Annotated in this window: 16 protein-coding genes; 8 read left to right on the top strand and 8 right to left on the bottom strand. The window is 38.4% G+C overall.

Annotated elements, in window-relative coordinates:
• Nucleotides 1–214 precede the first annotated feature (214 nt).
• Nucleotides 215–391 carry a histone H1 gene (locus P0Y49_16710; protein WEK18432.1) on the top strand — a complete coding sequence of 59 codons (177 nt, stop codon included), beginning with the start codon at nt 215–217 and terminating at the stop codon, nt 389–391.
• 54 nt (nt 392–445) lie between these two features.
• Here P0Y49_16710 and dapA read toward each other — a convergent pair whose 3' ends face one another.
• The 3 genes from dapA to P0Y49_16695 are packed head-to-tail and all read right to left on the bottom strand — an operon-like array spanning nt 446 to nt 4,085.
• Nucleotides 446–1,327 carry a 4-hydroxy-tetrahydrodipicolinate synthase gene (gene dapA, locus P0Y49_16705; GenBank protein ID WEK18431.1) on the bottom strand — a complete coding sequence of 294 codons (882 nt, stop codon included), beginning with the start codon at nt 1,325–1,327 and terminating at the stop codon, nt 446–448.
• A 10-nt stretch (nt 1,328–1,337) separates the two neighbouring features.
• Nucleotides 1,338–3,350, bottom strand: a complete 2,013-nt coding sequence (gene ligA, locus P0Y49_16700) for an NAD-dependent DNA ligase LigA (GenBank protein ID WEK18430.1) — start codon at nt 3,348–3,350, stop codon at nt 1,338–1,340.
• Nucleotides 3,351–3,404: 54 nt separating this feature from the next.
• Entirely contained in the window at nt 3,405–4,085 is a 681-nt protein-coding gene (locus tag P0Y49_16695; GenBank protein ID WEK18429.1) for an ACP phosphodiesterase, read from the bottom strand.
• 103 nt (nt 4,086–4,188) lie between these two features.
• On the opposite strand from P0Y49_16695, the gene tyrS reads away from it, so the two are divergent.
• From tyrS to P0Y49_16680, 3 genes are all read left to right on the top strand, one after another.
• Nucleotides 4,189–5,478, top strand: a complete 1,290-nt coding sequence (tyrS, locus tag P0Y49_16690) for a tyrosine--tRNA ligase (protein ID WEK18428.1) — start codon at nt 4,189–4,191, stop codon at nt 5,476–5,478.
• 96 nt (nt 5,479–5,574) lie between these two features.
• On the top strand, nt 5,575–6,054 hold the full coding sequence (locus P0Y49_16685; GenBank protein ID WEK18427.1) for a DUF2384 domain-containing protein: 480 nt from the start codon (nt 5,575–5,577) through the stop codon (nt 6,052–6,054).
• On the top strand, nt 6,054–6,506 hold the full coding sequence (locus tag P0Y49_16680; protein ID WEK18426.1) for an RES family NAD+ phosphorylase: 453 nt from the start codon (nt 6,054–6,056) through the stop codon (nt 6,504–6,506). The genes P0Y49_16685 and P0Y49_16680 overlap by 1 nt, the downstream gene beginning before the upstream one ends.
• Here P0Y49_16680 and P0Y49_16675 read toward each other — a convergent pair.
• The 3 genes from P0Y49_16675 to P0Y49_16665 are packed head-to-tail and all read right to left on the bottom strand — an operon-like array spanning nt 6,503 to nt 10,307.
• Nucleotides 6,503–7,486 carry an acyl transferase gene (locus tag P0Y49_16675; protein ID WEK18425.1) on the bottom strand — a complete coding sequence of 328 codons (984 nt, stop codon included), beginning with the start codon at nt 7,484–7,486 and terminating at the stop codon, nt 6,503–6,505. The two genes, P0Y49_16680 and P0Y49_16675, sit on opposite strands and share 4 nt — an antisense overlap.
• Before the next feature lie 27 nt (nt 7,487–7,513).
• Complete coding sequence (locus P0Y49_16670) at nt 7,514–7,864, bottom strand: hypothetical protein (GenBank protein WEK18424.1); 351 nt, start codon at nt 7,862–7,864, stop codon at nt 7,514–7,516.
• Nucleotides 7,865–7,868: 4 nt separating this feature from the next.
• Nucleotides 7,869–10,307, bottom strand: a complete 2,439-nt coding sequence (locus tag P0Y49_16665) for a penicillin acylase family protein (GenBank protein ID WEK18423.1) — start codon at nt 10,305–10,307, stop codon at nt 7,869–7,871.
• Between the two features lie 190 nt (nt 10,308–10,497).
• On the opposite strand from P0Y49_16665, the gene P0Y49_16660 reads away from it, so the two are divergent.
• The 4 genes from P0Y49_16660 to P0Y49_16645 all read left to right on the top strand — a co-directional run bounded on the left by P0Y49_16660 (nt 10,498) and on the right by P0Y49_16645 (nt 18,623).
• Nucleotides 10,498–13,371 carry a TonB-dependent receptor gene (locus P0Y49_16660; protein WEK18422.1) on the top strand — a complete coding sequence of 958 codons (2,874 nt, stop codon included), beginning with the start codon at nt 10,498–10,500 and terminating at the stop codon, nt 13,369–13,371.
• Between the two features lie 166 nt (nt 13,372–13,537).
• Nucleotides 13,538–16,006: a glycoside hydrolase family 31 protein gene (locus P0Y49_16655; protein ID WEK18421.1), complete on the top strand. Its 2,469-nt coding sequence runs from the start codon at nt 13,538–13,540 to the stop codon at nt 16,004–16,006.
• Nucleotides 16,007–17,917, top strand: coding sequence for a 1,4-alpha-glucan branching protein GlgB (glgB, locus tag P0Y49_16650; protein WEK18420.1), 1,911 nt, complete (start codon nt 16,007–16,009; stop codon nt 17,915–17,917).
• A gap of 52 nt (nt 17,918–17,969) precedes the next feature.
• Nucleotides 17,970–18,623 carry a Pr6Pr family membrane protein gene (locus P0Y49_16645; protein WEK18419.1) on the top strand — a complete coding sequence of 218 codons (654 nt, stop codon included), beginning with the start codon at nt 17,970–17,972 and terminating at the stop codon, nt 18,621–18,623.
• A gap of 55 nt (nt 18,624–18,678) precedes the next feature.
• On the opposite strand, the gene dcp is transcribed toward P0Y49_16645, so the two are convergent.
• Both dcp and P0Y49_16635 read right to left on the bottom strand, forming a co-directional pair.
• Nucleotides 18,679–20,823, bottom strand: coding sequence for a peptidyl-dipeptidase Dcp (gene dcp / locus P0Y49_16640; protein WEK18418.1), 2,145 nt, complete (start codon nt 20,821–20,823; stop codon nt 18,679–18,681).
• 85 nt (nt 20,824–20,908) lie between these two features.
• The gene (locus P0Y49_16635; GenBank protein ID WEK18417.1) at nt 20,909–21,709 is read right to left on the bottom strand and encodes a hypothetical protein; all 801 of its coding nucleotides are present in this window, start codon (nt 21,707–21,709) and stop codon (nt 20,909–20,911) included.
• Nucleotides 21,710–21,846: the final 137 nt, after the last annotated feature.

Raw genomic sequence — 21,846 nt, 5'->3', positions numbered from 1 at the left:
TTTTTGTTTTATTTGTTTTTTAATTGCCTGTAAATGAGTCGTTTGATTTGTTTTTGCTTATGGTGATTGTTTATAAACCCGCATAATGTGGAAAAAAAGAGGGTTTTGGAACGTTTATTTGTTATTGTAAAAATTTTTTTATTAAAATAAACATCTTACTTTAGTAACAGAGTATTAATCAAAACCTTAATAAACTAAAAGAAGCAAATTAACGATGAAAAAATTTAATGAAGTAAAGGAACTTGTTGCAACCTTAGAGGCTGACGCAGACAAATTCTACAACAAAGCAAACAGTGCTGCAGGAACTCGTGTACGTAAAGGTATGCAAGATCTTAAAAACCTAGCTCAAGCTATCCGCTTAGAGGTTCAGGAGACTAAAAACAAGGGCTAACTAGCTTTAATTGTTTTGATGAAAAAGTGTCTCGAAAATATCGAGACACTTTTTTTATGCGGTAAGCTCATTTGTTTCAGCTATAATTGCTTTTCTAAGCGTATCAGAGACCTTTACAAGCGGTAAACGAAGATGGTCATCACAAATACCCAGATGTTTTAATGCAGCTTTTACGCCTGCAGGATTCCCTTCCGCAAACATCATCCTTGTAAATTCAATTAAACTTAAGTGTTTTGGCTGAGCTGCAGCATAATCACCTTTAAGTGATAACCTGATCATATCAGATAATTGTTTAGGCAAAGCATTTCCAATTACAGAAATAACCCCAACAGCTCCTAATGAGATCATAGGCATTGCAACAGGATCATCCCCAGAGATCAATAGGAAATCGGCCGGTTTATCGCGCATGATTTGGTTAAACTGATCAAAATTACCGGAAGCTTCTTTAGTTCCAATGATGTTTTTAAAGTCATTAGCTAACCTGCATGTGGTTTCCGGACTTACATTGCTTGCTGTACGTCCAGGTACATTGTAAAGAAAAACGGGCAGGGAACTACTTTCGCTAATCGCTTTATAATGTTGATATATTCCTTCTTGTGTAGGTTTGTTGTAATATGGGCTGGCGGATAATATGGCATCGTAACCATTTACCTCAAAGGTTTTAATGCTATCTGCTACTTCAACAGTATCATTCCCTCCAATACCGGCAACCAATGGCAAGCGACCATTGTTAACTTCGGCAGTAAATTCCCATATCTTCTTCTTATCTTCTTTATTTAGTGTCGAAGCTTCTCCTGTTGTACCTAATGATACCAGATATTCAACCTCTCCTTCAATTAAATGGTTGATGAGTCTTTTTAGACCTTCGTAGTCTACCGTCCCATCTGCATTAAAAGGCGTAACTAATGCTACTCCTGTTCCGTGAAATTTGTTCATTTTTTATTCTTTACTTCAATAGCTCTAACAAATCATCCTCTGAAATAAGCGGGACATTCAATTTTTTCGCTTTTTCCAATTTAGATGGTCCCATATTATCTCCGGCAACAAGATAATTAAGTTTCGCAGAAATGCCACTTAAAATCTTACCGCCATTACTTTCAATCATGTTTTTGAGCTCTTCTCTACTGTAGTTCCCAAAAACGCCTGAAATTACGAATGTTTTTCCAGTTAACTTATCACTTTGTAATGTAATTTCATTTTCTACGGCTTCAAACTGCAAACCATAAGCTTTTAAGAGCTTTATTTGTGCCATGTGCTCGGGGTTGCTAAAGTATTCAATGATACTTTCTGCAATTCTTTGACCTATTTCGTCAATGCTCGTCAACTCTTCCAAGCTGGCCGAGGCTAATTGATCGATGGTTTTTGTACCAAAAGCAAGTTTCTTTGCAACAGTTTCACCTACGTATCTGATACCAAGTCCGAATAGTACTTTCTCAAAGGGCATCAGTTTGGAAAGTTCGATACCATTTAACATATTGTCAATGGACTTTTCACCAAAGCGTTCCAATGTTTTTAAATCCTCAGCTTTCTCATGTAAGGTATACAGATCACTGATGTGGGTAACCAGACCACGTTGAAAGAATGTTTCTATCGTCTCATCGCCTAATCCATCAATATTCATAGCTTTTCTGCTGATGAAATGTTGAATTTTACCAACTATTTGCGGCGGACAAGCCTCATCGTTTGGGCAATAAAAGGCTACTTCCCCTTCTTTTCTAATCAAAGGCGTGCCACACTCCGGACAAACTGATGGGTAAATTATAGGAGTAGCACCTGGTTTACGCTTGTCGAGGTTTACATTAATGATCTTAGGAATAATTTCTCCCCCCTTTTCAACAAAAACACTATCACCTTCGTACAAATCCAGTCGCTCTATCTCATTGGCATTGTGCAAGGTTGCCCTTTTTACCGTTGTTCCGGCAAGTTGCACTGGTTTCAGGTTGGCCACAGGTGTTACTGCTCCGGTTCGGCCCACCTGGTAGGTAACTTTTTCCAGAATTGTTTCTACTTCCTGAGCTTTATATTTATAGGAAATGGCCCATCTAGGAGATTTGGCCGTAAAGCCCAACTCTTGTTGTTGCGCGTAACTATTTACTTTAATTACTATTCCGTCGATGTCATACGACAACTTGAAGCGTTCATTTTCCCAATGCTTGATAAACAACAATACCTCGTCAATATTATTTGTTAATTTGGTATGTTCACATACATTAAAACCCCATTTTTTTAAAGTTTGTAAACTTTCCCAATGCGTCTTAAAGTAGTCTTTGTCTGTGTTAAGTGAATATAGAAAGCAATCCAGCGGACGTTTGGCGACTTCTTTTGAATCCTGCATTTTAACAGTGCCTGCTGCAAAATTTCTAGGGTTGGCATATTGTACTTCTCCCAGCTCTTCACGGTCTTTGTTCAGTCGCTCAAAAGCAGCACGGTGCATAAATATTTCACCCCTGATTTCAAACAAAGGCGGAACATCATCGGCTTTTAATTGATGTGGAATAGTGTGTATCGTTTTAACATTGGTTGTTACATCATCTCCTTTGGTGCCGTCACCACGTGTAACTGCTCTTACCAGTTTCGAGCCGTCGTAAGTTAAACTGATGGATAGTCCATCAAACTTTAGTTCACATACGTACTCAAAGTTTTCACCTATGGCTTTTTTTATGCGCTCGTCAAAATCTCTTAAATCCTGCTCGTTATAGGTATTTCCTAACGAGAGCATAGGCCATTTATGCTTTACGGTAGTAAAGGTTTTTGTAATTTCCCCACCCACTTTTTGTGTTGGCGAGTTAGGATCGGCAAACTCCGGATGTGCCAGTTCAAGCTGATGCAGTTCTTCTAATTTTTGATCGAAAGTATAATCTGCAATGGTAGGCATGGCCAATACATAATAATTGTAACTGTGCTGGTTAAGCTCCTTAACCAACGCATCCATTTTGTCTTTTACCTCAAATAGTGACATAGCTGCGAAGATACAAATTAGCTATAGTAGCTGATTTAGATTTGTATGAATTTTTTACTTCTTATTTAACTCAGTTTCAATATACCCAAAAATGGATAGATAATCATCTTTAATGGTGTCTTTAAATTTATCAAGCTGTTCTGTTAATGCTGATAGTTGTGGATCCGTAAACGGGTTGTCCCATAGTCGCTTACAAATCTGATTGAGTGCATAAGCAATATTTTCAATTTTTTGATAACTAAGAAGATATCTGCTGGAAATGAATCTGTTAAGGAATTTAAAAAATACTTCGGTGTTTTCCAATGAAGAAGTACGTAAAAAGCTGTTTAAGGCAGTTTTATCAGCACCAGCCAGCTGGTGGTAAAAGGTATTGATGTTGATAAGTCTATCTACAATTAATAAATGATCCAAAACCAATTCTAAGCCTATATGTGCTAGAAAGAATGGTTTAACCGGGCTATTTTCACAAGATGGAAGTATCAGCTGTTTCAATTCATTTGTGTACTCCTGGAAAAAATTAGAAGAATGGAAAATCTGGTCAACCTCTATATGTCTCTTCCAGCCATTGAGGATGGAAATTTGATGCGGTTCCTCTTCAAAAAGATGTTTGATTTTAAGGGGGTAGAGGTTGTAATCTTTTTGAGCATTCTTTATAAAATCAGGCAAAACAACTCCCAGTACCATATTTTCATCTGGATTATTTCTTTCAAAATAAAAATGGGATAAGAAGTTCATGGAGCTAAAAATAGCGATTATTGTTCAATAAGCCATTTTAAGCCAGTATCAAATTTAAGGATAACCTAGCTTTTCCTATATTTGCGGGTAAAAGTAGATTATAATGACCAATTTCGTTGAAGAGTTACGCTGGAGAGGCATGTTACAGGATATAATGCCTGGTACTGAAGAAAAGTTAAGTGAAGGAATGATATCTGGCTATATAGGTTTTGATCCAACTGCAGATTCTCTGCATATAGGACATCTTACGCAGATTATGACACTTATTCATTTCCAACGTGCCGGACATAAACCTTATGCTTTGGTAGGTGGGGCTACTGGAATGGTTGGTGATCCTTCAGGAAAATCTGATGAACGAAATCTTCAAACGGAAGAGATTATAGACCTCTATCTTGCCGGAATGAAACGCCAGCTTTCTAAGTTCCTCAACTTTTCTGAGGATGGCAATGGTGCTGTAATGGTCAATAATGCTGATTGGTTTAAAGATATGAACCTATTTACCTTTATCAGGGATGTTGGTAAGCACATCACAGTCAACTATATGATGGCAAAGGATAGTGTGAAAAGACGTCTTGAAGGTGATTCAGGGCTTTCCTTTACTGAATTTTGCTATCAATTGATTCAGGGATATGATTTCTATTATTTATGGAAAAATATGAACTGTCTTGTTCAAATGGGAGGCTCAGACCAATGGGGTAATATTGTTACCGGTACAGAGTTGATCAGACGTAAGGATGCAGGGACAGCTTTTGCAATCACTACTCAATTGATTAAAAAAGCAGATGGTACTAAGTTTGGTAAAACTGAAAGTGGTGCAGTATGGTTAGATCCTAAAAAAACATCGCCATATAAATTCTACCAGTTTTGGTTAAATGCTTCTGATGAGGATACCAAAAAATGGATCAGAATTTTTACTTTAAAATCGAAAGAGGAAATTGAAGCGCTTGAAGTTGAACATGATGCAGCTCCTCATCTTCGTGTTTTGCAAAAAGCTTTGGCAGAAGATATTACCATCAGGACTCATTCTGAAGAAGCTTTAGAAACAGCTGTAAAAACTTCTGAGTTCTTATTTGGAAACGGTTCGTTGGAATTTTTTAAAACGCTATCGGAAGCTCAGGTTTTAGAAATATTTGAGGGTATTCCACAATTTTCAATTTCAAAAACTGAACTAACAGAAGGGATCGATGCAGCTACTTTACTTGCCGAAAAATCAAGTGTGTTTGCGTCAAAAGGAGAAGCAAAGAAATTAATACAAGGTGGTGGGGTATCTGTAAACAAAGAGAAGTTGAAAGACCCGACGGATAAATTGACAATAAATGACCTTTTAAACGATCGATTTATCATTGTCCAAAAAGGGAAGAAGAATTACTATTTGCTAATTGCCAATTCGTAATTGGTTGAATTAGGTAAGGTTATGTTGTTTTATTGTTCGTGATGTGTTGGTAAATCGGACAAAAAGAATTATATTTGTGTATAATGTCTGATGGATATGAAAAGGAAAGCAGAAACCAATACCGAATTATCAGAACCGGCTGTAGCCTATGGTGCGCTAAATCAAACCTCATTATTGGGGTTATTAGGTAGTAATTATGCAGTATCAACAGATTTCGATTTGCTAAATCTTGCTCGTAAGGGAGTTTCTAAAAAGGCATTGGTAAGCCTTGTAAAAAGAATTTCCCTTACCATCCAGGAGGTAGCTGGTATTATGCATATCTCCGAGCGTACGCTACAGCGATACACTCCTTCTACACTTATAAAAACCGAACATGCCGAAAAGGCTATAGAATTGGCCAGGTTGTATCAGCGTGGTACAGAGGTTTTTGGTACATTGGATAATTTCAATGATTGGATGAAAACTCCAAATTATACTTTAAATGGAGAAACACCTTTAAGTCTCCTGGATACTTCTATAGGCTTCGAATTAATATTACAAACACTTGGCCGTATAGAATACGGCGTTTTTAGCTAATGTTGCTTTATCGGATTTCGCTCTGTAAGAGAGCCAGAGATATGAGTGGTGAAGGTGCCAGGTTATTTGGCGGACGCTGGAACAGTGTAGGTGTTTCTATGTTATATCTTGCAAGTAGCAGAGCGTTGGCCGCACTTGAAGTATTGGCACATTTAACGAACATACAAGATCCGGAAAGTTTTTGCATTACTGTTTTTGATGTTCCGGAGAACAGTGTCGAAGAAGTGGAAAGACACTTATTGCCTAAAGATTGGAACAGTTATCCTTCGCCATCCTTATTAAAGAAAAAGGGAGATGCCTTTGTAAAAAATAATGATGCTTTGCTTTTAAAAGTACCATCGGCAATTGTCGAAGATGAATATAACTACATTTTAAATGTAAACCATCCTTTTTTAGCTAATGTGAAGATCATCGATAGCAAGCCTTTTTTGTTTGATAAGCGATTGCATTAACCTACCAGTAGGTTGCAACCTCTGATATCAGCATTGTCAAAACGACCTAACACTTCAAATGAACCATCTGGAAAAAGTTTTCCAAGATCTTGTGTTGCGATAAAAGCACAGGAGTTGATGTTGGCCAGGTCTATAACATTAATTCCTCCTGTTCTGTTGTTAGGTGTTAAACTCAAAGGGTCGTTGGTATCACGAAGATAAATCTTCATCCAGGGTGGACAGTTAAATACACCAACTCCGGTAGAGTAAGCTTGCGACAACAATTCGGTCATACCATATTCACTATGAATGGCATTTACCCCAAAGCCCTCCTGCAAAAGCTGATGGAGTTCTTCACGCACCATTTCTTTTCTTTTGCCTTTCATCCCTCCGGTTTCCATCACGATTAGGTTGGGAAATTGCAGCTTATGGTGTTCAATAAAATCAAGTAAGGCATAAGTAACGCCTATTAATATCGTTTTTTGATTGGTGGCCTGTAGTTTTTGAAGCTTGTGATATAAGTCATCGTGATTATGAAGGAAATAGCCACTATCAGGATGCTTACTTTGCTTTAACAGGGCATCAACCATGTAAATCAGTGATGAGCCATCTCGTTCAAGATAAGAAGGTAGTAAGGCTAGTAAACAAGTGTTTTCAATCTTTCCATAATACTGCTCAAAAGCAGTATTAAAGCTCTGTTCATATATATTGACAGCAGTAACCAGATGCCGGCTTTGTATCATACCTGTAGTACCCGAGCTGCTAAATACAATTTCGGGAGTGTCAGTAGAGCTGAGTACTTCATGGGTTTTAAAAAAACTAATAGGTAGAAATGGAATCTGTGAAGAACTGATTATATCCTCAGGATTTATTCTTAGATGAGAGATATATTCTTTATAAACCTGGCAATTTTTGGCCTGGTGGTTAAATATAGCAAGGCAGGTTTGTTCAAACTCCTGCGCATTGCTGATAGAAAAGATTTGCTTTGTCAGATCGGTCACACTGCAAAAATACGCAAGAATTTTTAATTAAGGGTTTGTTTTAGGTACAAGTACGGCTTTTCTGAAGTGGTATCCGCAAAAACCACTTATGCCAGCTGTAAAAGCACCAAGTAAAGCAGTCAGGATTAAAATAAGTATCCAGGACTGTACACCAAACATTTCGGCAACCCTCATAGCCAGTATATTATTGTTGGGCAGACTTTTAAAAAGTGCCATCACTGTCCATAGCAATAAAATAGCAAAAAAAGGAGCCCATAAGGCTATTTTACCTGTTTTTCCAATCAACCCGCAGGTAACGAAAGAAATGATAATGATGATCCACCATGGCAATACCATCTGGAATAAAAAGGAGAGGATGATGATCACTATAAATACCATATAGTTACTTTTTAAATATTTTTAATTGAGAGATTATTCTTGCGGAAGTGTCGCTGGCAGACTGCATGAAAAACAGGTTGTACAGTTTTCCGTTAGCCCATTTGTCGATCATGTTATCATAAAAAGGACTGCCGGGATTGCCCGATTGCCCCCCCGGGTATACGCCATGTCCTTTTGGCATTTTGCCCAATTCTACTACCATACGCCATGAAGGACCATTACCTTCATTTAAGGCATTTATGGTCATTTTACCGCCGCCAGTCAGGAGTACTTTAGAGCCAAATCCGGGTATTTTTGCCAGATGCTGAATGGTAGTATGTTTTACATTGGCCCATTCCCATGACTTTCCAATAGGACCGTACTTTCTTTCCAGGGTATCGCAGCTGTACTTAAATGCTTCGTTTACCAGATCTGCCAGCGTTTCTTTTTCAGGAGTATTTACATTGTCTATCCATTTAGAGTTGGGTTCATGCAAAATAAGTTGGACAGTTCGGTCTCTTGATGGATAACGCATTGGAATGCCGGCAACGGTAAATTCATCGTCCCAAATGTCGAATTGAAGTCGTTTGGTCCAGAAATCAAATATGCTGGCCCCCAGTGAATTTGCCTCGTAATATTTATTCCATGAGGAAACAATGCGGAATGCTTCTTTTTGTGTCGCATTGAGTTTACTTCTGTCTACCATAACCAGAATAGCGGGAAGGATATTTTGCGCATGGATGCTATAACTGTCAGTTTGCATATTTATCATACTGTCGGCTGTAGCTTTATTCATTACAGTTAGTCTATCATTTATTCGCTTACCTCGTTCGTAAGGACTAAATTCCCAGTTGATGTAGTAAGGATAAGTTTTGTCTGTAGGGGATTGGTTTGCAGAGCTTACAAAACCCCGGGGTGGATTTTTAACAGTAGGGTTTTGTGAAGCAGGAATCCATCCTTGCCAGTCATACTTAGGGTCGGTTCCATCTAAGATAAATTTGCCCTGATCTTTCCATTTAAGTGGAAATTTTCCATTTGCTGTGATGGCGATGTCATTTTCTGCCGATGCAAAAATAAAGTTTTGTGCCGGTGCCGTATAATAAGTTAGTGCATCGCGATAATCATTGTAGTTTTTCCCCCTGTTTAAAAGGTAAAATGTTTTTAGCTCATTAGAATTTTCATGCGCAATCCACCGTAAGGCATTCCCTATAGGGATATTTTTTGCTTTAGAGAAATCTTTTACCTTTTGCAAATATACTACCGGCCCGTGATGAGTATAAAATACAGTGTCTTTAATGGTTTTATCACCTCTGATGACAATGGTTTCAAGTCGAGTACTGGTATTTTTCCATTGATTGTTGTACCAATAGCTTTTATGGGTGTTGTCTTTAAATTTAATCTGGTAAAAATCAAGTACGTCAGCTGCTACATTTGTTACACCCCATGCAATATCTTTATTAAAACCAATAATGATACCTGGAGCTCCAGGAAGGGATACGCCATAAGCATTTAGGCCTGGTGCATGTAGTTGAATCTGGTACCAGATAGAGGGAAGAGATAGATCAAGATGCGGATCATTTGCCAATATAGGTAAACCGGAAACTGTTTTAGAACCGGAAACAGCCCAGTTGTTACTGCCAATTCCTTCTTCTTTTTGTTTTGTTTTTATGATGTTGGTAGCCACCTCATTATAAGATGAAGGAACTTCAGGTATAGGAAGAGGATCGAAATTCCATTTTGTACCAATAGGAATAATTGGATCTTCTTTAAAAGGGTAATCAGGGAAGAGGTCTTTTACTACTTCTGGGCCAAATTTGTTTCTGATATTGGTCATGTAAAACTCGTCGGAACCCATGGCTAAAACGGCCGACATTTGCTTCAGTAACAGTGCACATTTAATTGGAGTCCAGTCTTCCGGTTTAAAATCCAATATTTTGTATTCGATTGGCAATTGAGATTTTGATAAGGAGTGGATGTAGGCATTGACACCTGCAGTATAAGCTAGTATCATCTCTTTGGATTTAGGATCGGCCATCATTCCTTGCAAAGATCGTTCAGCGCCGTAAACCATACCCATTCGGCGTTGGTATTTATCCAGTTCAATAGCTTTTTTGCCTACTACTTCTGATATTCTGCCGGCGGCAAATCTCGTTTGAAAATCCATTTGCCATAAACGGTGCATGGCTGTAACATATCCCTGAGCATAATAGACATCGTGATCATTTTTTGCAAAAATATGTGGGATCATGCGGTCGTCAAATGCGATATCAACATTTTGATGTGTGCCTTTTAAAATTATATTGCGATTTGGTTTTACGGTTGTAGATTCGGCATTTTGCCAGAAGCCAGTAAAGGGATTCAGGAATTTTAAAATGGGGGGAATATTGCCAAACTTGGTATTAAAGGTATATGCCAGTAATAAAGGGACTATAATGCAAATGAACGCTCTTACTTTATTCTTCATGACCTGTTTTTAAAGTATTATCCTAAAAATTTATTAGCCAGATGTTATGCAATGGCAATTTAACATAAAACTTAATTGAAATGCAATGAATAATGAGATTTTGTCTTTCGAAATATTTAGTTCAATATTATTTGTTAATGTCAAAAAAATTATTAAGTTTATGTTAAGATTTAACGAATAAAAATAAAGTATGAGGAAAATGTTTACAAAGGCAATTTTTACGCTTTTGCTATGTATTGCCGTGTTAACGGTACATGCACAAAGTGTTGTAATTAGTGGTTCGGTCATCGATAAGCTCACTAAACAACCAATACCAGGTGTTGGAGTTACAGTAAAGGGCACAACGAGCGGTACTGCTACTGATTCTAATGGAAGCTATTCATTTAGTACAAGTCAAAGAGTTCCGTTTACCCTGGTTATTTCTTTTCTAGGATATACATCTGTAGAGCGGGTCATCACGGGCAAGACTTCGGGTTTAATTACCGAGCTTGAGCCTAATGCAATTTTAGGTCAAGAGGTCGTTATTTCTGCATCACGAACGCCAGAGCGAATCCTTGAATCTCCGGTTTCTGTTGAGCGAATGGGGCAAAGCACAATTAAAGAGCTTTCTGCCCCTTCTTTTTATGATGCGTTAAACAACATGAAAGGAGTAGAGGTCAGCACACAGAGTTTAACTTTTAAGTCTGTCAATACCAGAGGTTTTAACTCAAATGGTAATACCCGTTTCAATCAGTTTGTAGATGGAATGGATAATCAGGCTCCAGGTTTGAACTTTTCTGTCGGTAATATCATTGGACTTTCAGATCTTGATGTAGACAATGTGGAGTTATTGCCAGGAGCATCTTCAGCATTATATGGTGCCGGGGGAATTAATGGAACAATGTTAATGACCTCAAAAAATCCATTTGCCTATCAGGGTGCGAGTTTTTCTTTTAAAACAGGTATCAATCATGTGAATGATGATCATATTGGAATTCAGCAGTTTAATCAGTTGGATGTACGTATGGCAAAGGCTTTAAATAATAAGTTTGCGGTAAAAGCAACTTTCTCATTTATACAGGCCAAGGATTGGCAGGCTGATAACTATAGTGATTTTGATCGCATAACGCGCATGTTTAAACCGGGCAATAGAGCTTCTGATCCTAATTATGATGGTATAAACGTGTATGGTGATGAAGTTAATGCAAATTTACTTTTAGCTGCCAGAAGTCTGGCTTCCGGGTTTGCCACTGCCTCTCCGGCAGGATATGCACAAATCAATGGGTTGATCAATGCAAATGTCCCTTTTAATACCATCCAAGCTGGCCTTGCCGGTAGTCCGGCACTTCCTTTTTTGGGTATATTGTATGGCCTAAATAAAGGCACTATTGCGAGTCAGAGTGTCTCCAGGACAGGTTACAATGAAGTTGACCTTGTTGACTATAATACCCGCTCATTAAAGGCTTCAGGGGATTTACATTATAAGCTTACACCAACTATAGAAGCAATTGCACATGCAGCCTGGGGTTCAGGAACATCTGTATATACGGGGGCTGATCGTTATTCTTTACGTAATTTTAGCATTGGTCAGTTTAAATTAGAATTAAAAGGGCAGGATTTCTTTTTAAGAGGTTATACAACCCAGGAACGTTCTGGCGATTCTTATATATCTTCTATAGTTGGATCATTTATTAACGAAGCTTATCGTCCAAGTAGTGCTCCTGCACCTAATGAAACCTCTGGCTGGTTTGCACAATATGCATTGGCTTATGCAAACGCTCTTGGCGGTGGAGCTAGCAGTGATGCAGCTCATGCGGTGGCCAGAGGGGTAGCGGATCAGGGACGTTTCATGCCGGGCACACCGCAGTTTGAAACCACGAAGAACAGTATTATCAACAATACTATTTCATCCGGGTTAGGTGCGAAATTTGATGATAAAACAAATCTTTATCATTACGAAGGACTGTACAACTTTTCAAATGCATTAAATGATGTGGTAGAGTTACAGGTTGGAGGTTCATATCGGATTTACCAGCTTCGTTCAGGCGGAACTATTTTTGATGACCTTCATCATAAAATAAATATTGATGAATATGGTGCTTTTGCTCAGATAGCTAAGAAGCTTTTTAACGATAAGTTTAAATTGTCATTATCCGGAAGATATGATAAAAGCACCAATTTTGATGGACGATTTACTCCCCGGATTTCCGGTGTACTTACGGTAGCTCCAAATAATAATATTCGCATGTCTTACCAAACAGGTTATCGTAATCCAACATCGCAAAATCAGTATATCGACTTGTCGGTAGCCGGAGGTAGACAGCGTTTAATTGGTGGGATACCTGAGATGCTGAATAAATATGGGATGCTTACCACTAATAAACCATATACTGATGCCAGCTATCGTGCCTATGATGCTTCGCTGGCATCAGGAACACCAAATCCGGCATTGTTAAAAGTTTATGAGTTTGATCCACGTGGTATTCGTCCGGAAAGTGTTCAATCTTATGAAGTTGGTTATAAAGGCTTATTAGGGCCTAAATTTTTAATCGATGCCTATGCTTATTACAATAAGTATAAAGATTTTATTACCGGTGTAGATGTTTACCAGGCACAAGGTTCTACTTATCCCTTCCCTAAATTTGGGGTTCCTGTAAATGCCGCCGGAAAAGTGACCTCTTATGGCGCTGCTTTGGGAGTTGATTATTTACTGGGCAAAAACTATAACTTAAGTGGCAACGTTTCGTATAATAAGATAGGCGACCTTCCTGCCGATTATATCAATGATTTCAATACCCCTAAATTCCGTTATAACCTTGGACTGGGAAATAAAGAAATCATCAAGAACATTGGATTTAATGTAAATTACCGCTGGCAAGGTGAATTTTTCTGGAATTCATCATTTGCTTCAGGGATTGTTCCTGCATTCAGTACGGTGGATGCACAGGTTAATTTAAAGGTTCCGTCAGTAAACTCAATGATTAAAGTGGGTGGTTCAAATATTTTAAATAAATATTATATCACTTCATATGGTAACCCGGCGGTGGGTGCGCTGTATTATGTTTCGTATACATTTAATCCGTAAAATATTCTTTTTTTTAGGCTTAAGGCCCTGATGTTCACGTCAGGGCCTTTTTGTTGAGCTAATTTTATCTCATAATAATCCTTTGGTTTTAATGGAAATTTTAACACCTTAGTTGTATAAAGTACACGAAGTAAATTCGTTCTTTTTTTTAATCAGGAGGGTTTTCATGGAAGAGCTAAATAAACAGGAGCAAAAAGTAAACGAAAATATAAATAGTGGATCTGAGGTTGAGGAAACGGTACAACATTTAAATAATCCGGTTTCCGGACCAAAGCCCATTGTGAAAAAATACCTTGGTGCCGTACAACAAGTACAGGCAGAGGGGAATAAGTTTTATTTTTCGGATGGTGATGCCCGCGTTGAAATCAGGGTAGTTAGTGATGAGATAATTAGAGTTAGATTGGCACCTCATGGCGTTTTTCTCGCCGATTTTTCTTACGCTGTGCCTGTGGTAGATCAAAAGGTTACTACTTTTAAAATGGAGGAACGCGAAGAATATTATGCTATCGCTACCAACACCATTACCTGTAAAATCAGGAAAAGTGACTTCCATGTATCTTTTGTCGAAAATATAAGCCAAATGGTGATGAGCGAAGACGACTCACCAATGCATTGGGAGGAGAATGTAGAGTTTGGTGGTTATTATGTCTATGCAACAAAAAAATGTCTTCCTGAAGAGAACTTCTTTGGCCTTGGTGATAAATCCGGGAATATGAATTTAAGAGGGCGCCATTTCCAAAACTGGAATACCGATGCCTATTCTTTCGGCTGGGATCAAGACCCTTTGTACCGTACCATTCCTTTTTATACTGGTGTGCATCATCAGGCTGCATATGGGATATTTTTTGACAATACTTTCCGTTCGTATTTTGACTTTGGTAAAGAAGATTATTTAAAAACCAGTTTTTGGGCAGACGGCGGAGAACTACAATATTATTACATCCATGGTCCACATTTAATGGATGTGGTAAAAAGGTACCAAAGCCTGACCGGTACTCATCCGATGCCACCAAAATGGGCATTGGGCTATCATCAGTGTAGATGGAGCTATTATCCGGAAAAAAAGGTTAAGGAAATAGCTGCGGGCTTCAGGTCAAGGAGTATCCCTTGTGACGCCATTTATCTTGATATAGACTACATGGATGGATACCGCTGTTTTACCTGGAATAAAAACCATTTTCCGGATCCAAAACGGATGATTAAGGAATTGGCTAACGATGGTTTTAAAACTGTCGTAATGATAGATCCGGGGATTAAAGTAGATGATAACTACTGGGTTTTTAAAGAAGGTAAAGAAAATAACTATTTCTGCCGTCGGAGCGACGATTACTTTATGGAGGGACATGTATGGCCTGGACGGTGCCAGTTCCCTGATTTTACCAATCCTGTTGTTAGAGAATGGTGGGGTAAATTGTATAAAGAACTGGTTGATATTGGTGTTGCCGGGGTATGGAATGATATGAATGAGCCTGCCGTATTTGGCTCAGGCACTTTTCCCAACGATGTAAGGCACAACTACGAAGGCTACAGAGGTTCGCATCGCAAAGCGCATAATGTTTACGGTATGCAGATGGTGCGCTCAACTTATGATGGCCTTAAAAAATTAATGCGTAACAAACGTCCCTTTACCATAACCCGTGCGGGATATTCCGGTATGCAGCGTTATGGTTGTGTATGGACAGGCGATAACGTAGCCACCTGGGAACATTTAAAAATTGGTAACATCCAATGTCAGCGAATGTCGATTTCCGGAGTGCCATTTTGCGGAACAGATATTGGCGGTTTTAGTGGAGAGCCTGATGGTGAATTGTTTACCCGCTGGATTCAATTAGGTACTTTCTCACCATTTATGCGTGCCCATTCGGCTGGAGATACTGCAGAACGGGAGCCCTGGAGTTTTGGAGAACCTTATACCAGCATCAACAGAACTTATATCGAATTGAGGTACCGGTTGATGCCTTATTTATATTCCGTGTTTTGGGAACATCACCGTTATGGATTCCCTATTCTCAGGCCATTGGTAATGTTAGAGCAGGAAAATGCAAGTACCAGCTTCCGCCAGGATGAGTTTACCTTTGGTGATAAGCTATTGGTATGCCCGGTATTGGAACAAGGAGCTACATCACGAATGGTTTACCTTCCTAAAGGTAAGTGGTATAACTTCTGGACACACGAGGTGTTAACAGGTGAAAGTGAACATAATGTAAATGCACCTTTAGAAAATATGCCACTATTTGTAAGGGCCGGATCGGTAATTCCCGAATATCCGGTGATGCAGTATGTTGGCGAAAGGAATATTGATGAGGTATTACTGAATGTATATTATACCAATTACGAAGTAAACTCTTTCTTGTTTGAAGATCATGGAGATACCTTTGCTTATGAACAGGATATCTATTCTGAGAAAAAGTTTAGCGTTAACGGAACTGAATACTTGCTAACCATTGAGCAAAGTGTAGATGGTTTATATACACCCAATTACGAGTTATATAATTATAAAATTATTGGCTTGCCATTTAACGTGAACAAGATTACAGTTGATGAGAAGGATGTTGCAGACTATCACATCGACGAGAACAATTGCCTGCGTTTCAAATCAAATAAGAATTTCACCAGTATAAAAATATATAACTAAATGAAGGAAGTGCTTGCCCATAGTTTATTCAGTGATTTTGACATTTCATTATTTGTATCCGGTAAGCATTTTCGGTTGTACGAAAAGTTTGGAGCCCACCTGATTAGTGTTGATGATGTAGCGGGAACCTATTTTTCAGTTTGGGCCCCAAACGCACAGGCCGTTCATCTCATTGCAGATTTTAACGAATGGAATAGGTTTTCACATCCTTTAAATAAACGGTTAGATACTTCAGGCATCTGGGAAGGTTTTATCCCTGGTGTGGGTAAAGGCGAAATCTATAAATTTCTGATCAAAGGATTTGGGGGAGAAGAAGTAGAAAAAGGAGATCCTTATGCAAAAAGGTGGGAACATCCACCTAAAACGGCTTCTATTGTTTGGGATAATGATTTCAAATGGAAGGATAAAGGCTGGCTAAGCAAGCGACCTAAATTAAATGCTTTAAATAAACCTATGTCGGTTTATGAAGTGCACCTTGGTTCCTGGCAACGTGACCCTGGTGAACCTGATCGCATTCTAACCTATGTGGAGATTGCCAACAGCCTGGTGCCTTATTTACTGGATATGGGTTTTACCCATGTAGAGTTGATGCCTGTAATGGAGTATCCCTATTTTCCATCATGGGGCTATCAGATTACCGGTTATTTTGCAGCCAGTTCCAGACATGGAACTCCGCAGGAGCTTATGTATTTGATTAATGAGCTTCATAAAAATGATATAGCAGTTATTTTAGACTGGGTGCCTTCACATTTTCCAGGTGATGCACATGGACTTTATCATTTTGATGGTACACATTTATATGAGCATGCGGATATGCGGAAAGGCTTTCATCCCGATTGGAAGTCTTACATCTTTAATTATGATAGAAATGAAGTACGTTCATTTTTAATCAGCAACGCCCTGTATTGGCTGGATAAGTTTCATGCTGATGGTTTAAGAGTAGATGCTGTGGCCTCTATGCTCTACTTCAATTTTTCACGAAAGGCAGAAGATGCTGCTACCAACGAATTTGGTGGAAGCGAGAATTTAGGGGCTATTCAGTTTCTTAAAGATCTGAATATTGCCGTATATGGTAACTATGAAGGGGTGCATACTATAGCCGAAGAAAGCAGTACTTATCCTTTGGTTACGCGTCCGGTATATAGTGGTGGATTAGGTTTTGGTATGAAATGGATGATGGGCTGGATGAATGATACCTTAAGATATTTTAAAAACGATCCTATAAACAGAAGATATCATCATTATCAGCTTACTTTTAGCACTACTTATGCTTTTAGTGAGAATTTTATGCTTCCCTTTTCACATGATGAGGTCGTACATGGTAAATCGTCGATGATCTATAAAATGCCAGGTGATGAATGGCAGAAATTTGCAAACTTAAGGGTGTTGTATGCTTACATGTATACGCATCCTGGAACTAAACTATTGTTTATGGGCAATGAGTTTGCACAAACTCATGAATGGGATTTTAAAAGCTCGCTCGATTGGCATTTACTGGAACATGCCCCCCATTTGGGTATGCAGAAAGCAGTTAGAGCCATCAATAAATTGTATACTTCAGAACCTGCCTTATATGAATATAGTTTTTCTGCTGAAGGGTTTGAGTGGCTCAATGCTGATGATGCCAGACATTCAATCTATACCTATATCAGAAAAGGGAAAAAGGCAAAAGACACATTGATTGTAATCTTAAACTTAACACCTGTATATAGAGAGAATTATAGGGTAGGATTGCCATTTAAAGCCAATTGGGTAGAGATATTTAATACCGATGCCAAGGAGTTTTTTGGTAGTGGAAAGTTGAATACTAAAGTAATTCAACCCGAAAGGGTAGCTTGCCATAACCGTGGGTATTCCATTCTACTGAATGTCCCTCCATTGGCAGTCACAGTCCTCAAACAAGAGAAATAGCTTAGATTTTCGTATAATTGGCTATATTCAATAGCTAATTATAGAATACTGTATGGATAAAAAGTACGCAAACGCGAATAAATTGTTTTTGATAACCGGAACTTTTTTGGGCTGGTTTGCATTAATCACACAATTGTATCTCATTATTGCCAACAATGAAGTTCCAGCATTGGAGTCAGTAACCAGGTATTTCAGTTATTTCACCATTCTTACCAATATTATGGTAGTATTGTGTTTTACATTGCTGCTACTTAATTTCAGTAAAAAAGAGGAAAGCTTTTTTTCAAAACCAAAGGTTTTGGCAGGTGTAGCAGTTTACATCAGTGTAGTTGGAATTGTTTACAATTTAATACTACGGTTTACATGGCAGCCAAAAGGATTGCAGCTTGTTGTAGATGAGCTGCTTCATGCAATTATACCTGTTTTGTTTGTGGTCTATTGGTTGATTTTTGCACCTAAAAGAGCCTTGAAATGGGCTGATGCATTTGCATGGTTGATTTATCCATTTGTGTATTTAATATTTGTACTGGCAAGAGGGGAGCTCTCTGCGTATTATCCATACCCATTTGTAGACGTTGGTGCATTGGGATATAGTAAGGTGATACTAAATAGTTTTTATCTTTTAATTGTATTTCTGGTTTTATCGTTGAGCATTGTTGGGCTTGGGAAGCTAATTGCTGGCGATAAGAATAAGTTAAGGTCTTAAACTAAAAAGGCTGTATCTTTTAAAATTTGATACAACCTTCAGTTCGTTTCGAAGCTTATTTTTGTGGTAAGCCTCTATATTTTTGCATGGCTTTAATATTAGGATCATGGCCACGGAAATCGCGGAACATTTTTCCATAATCTTCTGTATTGCCGCGGGAAAGAATCATGTCACGGAAGCGTTGACCATTGGCTCTGGTTAATCCACCATTTTCTTCAAACCAGGAGAAAGCATCATGATCCAGCATTTCTGTCCACAGGTAAGCATAATAACCTGCCGCATATCCATTGCTCCAGATGTGTAAAAAGTAGCTGGAGCGATAGCGTGGTGGAACATAAGATAAGTTTAAACCTGTTTTTTGTAGTGCTGCAGTTTCAAATTTATCGGCATCCTGTAATGGCGCACTTGCCGAAAGTTTATGCCATTCCATATCTAATGCAGCAGCAGCAAGCACCTCAGTTAAAGCATAACCCTGATTAAAATTAGCAGCTTTTTTTATTTTATCAACCAATATCTGCGGCATTGGCTGCCCGGTGCTATAGTGAATAGCATAGTTTTTAAATACCAGTGGATTTAAAGCCCAGTGCTCATTAAACTGAGATGGAAACTCTACAAAGTCTCTGGCAACATTGGTGCCCGAAAGAACAGGATATTCCTGATTGGCAAAAAAGCCATGCAAAGCATGTCCGAATTCATGGAACATGGTAGTTACATCATCAAAGCTGATTAAGGCAGGTTGTCCACCGGCAGGCTTAGTAAAGTTACATACATTGAAAATAACAGGTTTGGTGCCCATTAATTTCGACTGGCCGACTAAATTGTCCATCCATGCACCGCCGGATTTATTATCACGTTTAAAGTAGTCACAGTAGAATAAGCCGATGGTACTATTGTCTTTATCAAACAATTCAAACACTTTAACATCCTTATTGTAAACGGGCAGATCTGTACGTTCTTTAAAAGTTATGCCATACAGTTGTGTTGCGGCATAGAATACTCCATTTTTAAGTACATTATTCAGTTCAAAGTAAGGCTTAATTTCATTCTCATTTAAGTCATATTTAGCCTTTCGTACCTGTTCAGCATAGTAGTTCCAATCATAAGGTTCTAGTTTAAAACCTCCTTTTTGATTGTCTATTACTGTTTGAAGTTCAGCCGCTTCAGTATTGGCTTTTGCTGTTGCTGAGGGTACTAACTTGGCAAAAAATGCTTCAACGGCAGCTGGTGTTTTAGCCATTTGATCCTGCAATTTCCACGCAGCATAATTAGGGAAACCCATTAATTTTGCCTTCTCCGCACGTATTTTAGCAATCTCTACGATCGTTTTACGGGTGTCATTGCTGTCGCTTTTCTCAGCACGATTCCAGGAAGCTTCAAATAGTTTCTGACGAGTAGCCCGGTTAGACAGCATTTGTAAAGAAGGTTGCTGTGTTGTATTCTGAAGTGGGATTAACCATTTGCCATCCATTTTAGCAGTTTTTGTCGCCTGTGCTGCTGCATTGAGCTCACCTGTCGACAAACCTTCCAGGTCTGATACTTTATCAGTTACCAAAGCGCCGGCTTTTGCTGCAGCAAGCAGGTGATTTGAAAATTTTACACCTAAGGAAGCTTCCTCCTCATTCAGTTTTTTAAGGTTGGTTTTTGAAGCGTCAGAGAGTTTGGCTCCGGCTAACACAAATTTTTGATAATAATATTCAACCAATTTGTTGGATTCAGCATCCAATTTAAGTTCTGCCCTTGTATTGTATATAGCTTCAATACGTTTAAATAATTTGGTGTTCAGGTAAATGGCATCCTGATGGGCGGCTTGTTTAGGAGCAACTTCTTCTTGTATTTTTTGTAGACCATCATTCGTGTTGGCTCCGGTTAGCAAATCGAAAACATGATTTACCCGACTCAACATTTGCCCACTTTTTTCCATCGCTACCAGCGTGTTCTCAAATGTGGGAGCTTCTTTGTTGTCCGCAATTTTATTGATCTCGTCTAAATGGATCTTCATCCCCTCCTCAATAGCCGGTTTAAAATCACTGTCTTTTATGTGATTGAAATCGGGCACCTGATAAGGTAATGTGCTTTCTTTAAGGAAAGGATTTGATGATGAAATACTTGAATTAACCGATGCCGACTTTTTACTACTGTTTTCGCAGGAGGCAAAAATGGCCAGCATAGCCACTAAGGGTAACTTTAAAGATGTTTTCATTAGGATATTGGTTTTCTTTTGATCTAATGTACAAAATTTTGTGCCGATTAGTTCTTTATAAGACCAATATCCCTAATGTGATACGCTATCGAAATTCTCTAATGTCAACAATTCTGTTGCTGTCGCTAAATTTTAAAAAAGTGATGCCTTTTTTATTCTTTGTCCAGCTATAGTTATTCTTAATCCAATCCGATATTTCGGTAGGTGTTTGAGGAGCTTGTTTTGTCAATTTCTCATTAAATACCTCATCACTTGGGTAATGAACCTGGTATAAAGATGAAGGGGTAAGAAATACTAAAGTAGCTTTATCCGGCGAATTTAAAATGAATTCTCCTTGTATCCTTTCTTCAGGATTTTGTCTTTTAATCAAATAAACATGTGCATTAACATTGGTGATGAAAAAATCATTGTTAACCAGGTAGCCAGCTCTTCCTAATTTGTTTAAGCCGGTGGTATATTTGGTGTCCTCTTTTCCTGTTGATGGTCTGTAAAAGCTTACTACATCCAGTTTGCCATTTTTTAAGGCTAATAAATAGGATGGAGCAGCTAAGCCCGAATTATCAGCCAGCTGAACAAGGAGTGCAGTTTTTTGGGTGTTTACAAATTGAACAGACGCAAATTTATCAGTTGCTGAATTTAGATCGGCCTTGTTGATCTGGATTTTTACAAGCGTGTCTTTAAATTTTACATTAAATTCTTCTTTGATCTCACTTGTATTTTGATCTTTCTTTTGAAGAATGGTAAATACGCTGTCTTTTCCATCATAGGATTCATTAAATTTTTCATTTGCAGTTAATACTCTTGGAGTATAGTTAGCGGTAATTTCCTGTTGTTTACAGCTAAATAAAAGAACTGACAAGCCGAGGGCGTAGAATATGTTTTTCATAATGTTGGTTAGAATGTTTTTTGCAAAAATAAACTTTGAAAAGGAATATCCAATAGTTGTGCTGCCTGTATAAGATGTTTGTTTATTGTATAACAATTGTTTTACACTTGATATTCAAAGGAGTAGGTTTTACTGCA

Source organism: Candidatus Pedobacter colombiensis, assembly GCA_029202485.1.
GTDB classification, from domain to species: domain Bacteria; phylum Bacteroidota; class Bacteroidia; order Sphingobacteriales; family Sphingobacteriaceae; genus Pedobacter; species Pedobacter colombiensis.
This window is presented reverse-complemented; position numbering and strand designations above follow the sequence as displayed.

What these genes read in the sequence shown, in the direction of transcription:
- P0Y49_16685 (WEK18427.1), top strand. Translation starts at nt 5,575, where the DNA reads ATGAAAAGGAAAGCAGAAACCAATACCGAATTATCAGAACCGGCTGTA.
- dcp (WEK18418.1), bottom strand. Translation starts at nt 20,823, where the DNA reads ATGAAAACATCTTTAAAGTTACCCTTAGTGGCTATGCTGGCCATTTTT.
- glgB (WEK18420.1), top strand. Translation starts at nt 16,007, where the DNA reads ATGAAGGAAGTGCTTGCCCATAGTTTATTCAGTGATTTTGACATTTCA.
- ligA (WEK18430.1), bottom strand. Translation starts at nt 3,350, where the DNA reads ATGTCACTATTTGAGGTAAAAGACAAAATGGATGCGTTGGTTAAGGAG.
- P0Y49_16660 (WEK18422.1), top strand. Translation starts at nt 10,498, where the DNA reads ATGAGGAAAATGTTTACAAAGGCAATTTTTACGCTTTTGCTATGTATT.
- P0Y49_16635 (WEK18417.1), bottom strand. Translation starts at nt 21,709, where the DNA reads ATGAAAAACATATTCTACGCCCTCGGCTTGTCAGTTCTTTTATTTAGC.
- P0Y49_16655 (WEK18421.1), top strand. Translation starts at nt 13,538, where the DNA reads ATGGAAGAGCTAAATAAACAGGAGCAAAAAGTAAACGAAAATATAAAT.
- P0Y49_16695 (WEK18429.1), bottom strand. Translation starts at nt 4,085, where the DNA reads ATGAACTTCTTATCCCATTTTTATTTTGAAAGAAATAATCCAGATGAA.
- tyrS (WEK18428.1), top strand. Translation starts at nt 4,189, where the DNA reads ATGACCAATTTCGTTGAAGAGTTACGCTGGAGAGGCATGTTACAGGAT.
- P0Y49_16710 (WEK18432.1), top strand. Translation starts at nt 215, where the DNA reads ATGAAAAAATTTAATGAAGTAAAGGAACTTGTTGCAACCTTAGAGGCT.
- P0Y49_16670 (WEK18424.1), bottom strand. Translation starts at nt 7,864, where the DNA reads ATGGTATTTATAGTGATCATCATCCTCTCCTTTTTATTCCAGATGGTA.
- dapA (WEK18431.1), bottom strand. Translation starts at nt 1,327, where the DNA reads ATGAACAAATTTCACGGAACAGGAGTAGCATTAGTTACGCCTTTTAAT.
- P0Y49_16665 (WEK18423.1), bottom strand. Translation starts at nt 10,307, where the DNA reads ATGAAGAATAAAGTAAGAGCGTTCATTTGCATTATAGTCCCTTTATTA.
- P0Y49_16645 (WEK18419.1), top strand. Translation starts at nt 17,970, where the DNA reads ATGGATAAAAAGTACGCAAACGCGAATAAATTGTTTTTGATAACCGGA.
- P0Y49_16680 (WEK18426.1), top strand. Translation starts at nt 6,054, where the DNA reads ATGTTGCTTTATCGGATTTCGCTCTGTAAGAGAGCCAGAGATATGAGT.